This is a genomic window from Mumia sp. (assembly GCF_028803055.1).
Taxonomy (GTDB): domain Bacteria; phylum Actinomycetota; class Actinomycetes; order Propionibacteriales; family Nocardioidaceae; genus Mumia.
On the sequence record NZ_JARBCJ010000314.1, the window covers coordinates 1 to 2,168 of the forward strand.

The 2,168-nt window shown below is 72.9% G+C and carries 3 protein-coding genes; all 3 read left to right on the forward strand.

What is annotated here, in order from left to right; translation table 11 throughout:
* A partial coding sequence (locus tag PV363_RS17485; protein WP_301023045.1) for an ABC transporter ATP-binding protein occupies positions 1-891 on the forward strand: 891 nt, incomplete at its 5' end.
* Entirely contained in the window at positions 888-1,694 is an 807-nt protein-coding gene (locus PV363_RS17490) for an ATP-binding cassette domain-containing protein (protein WP_301023046.1), read from the forward strand. The genes PV363_RS17485 and PV363_RS17490, both read left to right, overlap by 4 nt.
* On the forward strand, positions 1,691-2,168 hold a 478-nt coding region (locus PV363_RS17495), incomplete at its 3' end, for a class I SAM-dependent methyltransferase (protein WP_301023047.1). The genes PV363_RS17490 and PV363_RS17495, both read left to right, overlap by 4 nt.

Consider the following 2,168-nt stretch of genomic DNA (forward strand, 5'->3'; position numbering starts at 1 on the left):
GTCATGGGTCCGCTCGGACTGCTGGACGCGAGCGCCCGCGTCACCGGTCGCGCGAGCTACCAGGGGACGGAGCTGATCGGCGCCCCCGAGGAGACGTTGCGCCAGGTACGGGGAGCGGGCGTGGCCGTCGTCTTCCAGGATCCGTACGCCGCCCTCAACCCGCTCCGTACGGTCGGCTCGGTCGTCGCCGAGGCGCTCCGACCGCCCGCTCGGGGTGACGCGGCGCGCGAACGCGTGAAGGAGCTCCTCGAGGCAGTGGGCCTGCCGCGCCCGGACGTGACGATCGACCAGTACCCGCACGAGCTCTCAGGGGGGATGCGGCAGCGGGTTCTGATCGCTGCGGCGCTGGCCGGTGAGCCGACGGTGCTGATCGCCGACGAACCCACGTCCTCCCTCGACGTCACCGTGCAGTCCGAGATCCTCGACCTCCTGCGCGACCTCGGCCGACGGCGGGACATGGCCGTGGTCCTCATCAGCCACGACCTCGCGGTCGTCGCCGACGTCGCCGACCGCGTCCTCGTGATGTACGCCGGCCGGGGGGTGGAGGAGGCGCCGACCGGCGCGCTGATCTCCTCCCCGCTGCACCCCTACACCCGCGCCCTGATCGATGCCCTCCCCGTCGTCGGCCGTCCCACCGGGACGCGCTTCGCCACGCTGCCCGAGTCCGACCATGTCTCCGCCGGTCGAGAGCCGGTCGACGGGGGGTGTTCGTTCGCAGGGCGCTGCGTCCTCCGCGAGGAGGCCTGCCTCACCGGGGCGATCCCGCTGTCCCCTGCCGCCGCCGCACACCCGGACGGGGTCGGGGGCCTCACTGGCGCGCACCAGGTGGCCTGCCCGCCCGCACTCGTCCGTGCGCACCATCGGCAGCACGAGCCCGAGGCAGCGCGGTGAGCACGCCGATGCTGGAGGTCACGGGCCTCACCGTCAGCCATGCCGACCGCGACCGCCCCGGTGGCCGGCTCGTCGCGGTCGACGACGTGAGCCTGAGCGTGGGAGCCGGGGAGATCCTCGGACTGGTCGGTGAGTCGGGGTGCGGCAAGTCGACGCTCGCCCGCGCGGTCGTCGGTCTCCAGCCGGTCGACCGCGGATCGGTCCTGCTCGACGGCGTCGACGCGCGCGCGCTGAGCCGGTGTCGTCGGCGCTCGCACCGTCGTCGGGCGCAGATGGTGTTCCAGAACCCGTTCACCTCGCTCGACCCCCATCGGACGATCGGGGCGGCGATCACCGAGGCCCTCGCCGTCGGCGGCAGCGTTCCGAGAGCGGCCCGTCGAGCGCGCGTCGCCGACCTGCTCGACCTGGTCGGCCTCGACCCCGCTCTCACGACCCGTCGGCCGCGGGAGCTCAGCGGCGGCCAGTGCCAGCGCGTCGCCATCGCCCGCGCGCTGGCGGTCGAGCCCCGGCTCCTGGTCTGCGACGAGCCGGTCACCGCCCTCGACGTGTCGGTCCAGGCCCGCATCCTCAACCTGTTCATGCACCTTCGCGACACGCTCGGCACGGCATGCCTGTTCATCACCCACGACCTGTCGGTGCTGGCACAGCTCGCCGACCGCATCGCCGTCATGCACGAGGGACGGATCGTCGAGGACGGACCGACGCACGAGGTGCTCACCCGTCCCCGTGACCCACAGACCCGGCGCCTCCTGGACGCCGTACCGACATTCGCCCGAGAAAGCACCATGAGAGGACAGCGATGACGACACAGACGAGTGCCGAGACCGCAGCGGACCAGGGTCGGCGAGCGGTGGCCCGGAGCCTGGTGGCGTCGTGGGAACGCCAGCAGGAGGCCTACATCGCCCATCGGGAGACCCGCTTCGACCTGATGCTGGACCTCGTCGAGCGGCTGTCGCCGTCCGGTCCGGACCGACCCCGGATCCTCGACCTCGCCTGTGGGCCGGGGTCCCTGTCGGCGCGCGTCCTCGACCGGTTTCCTCACGCCGACGTGGTGGCTGTCGACCTCGACCCCCTCCTGCTGACCCTGGGACGGTTGGACCACGCCGACCGCGAGCGGCAGCCGACGTGGGTCCGCGCCGACCTGCGCGACCCCGGGTGGACCGGTCTGCTGCCCGTCGCGCCGTACGACGCGATCGTCTCCACCACCGCACTGCACTGGCTCACCGACGAGCAGCTGGCCACCCTCTACCGGCAGCTGTACGCGCTGCTCGTCCCTG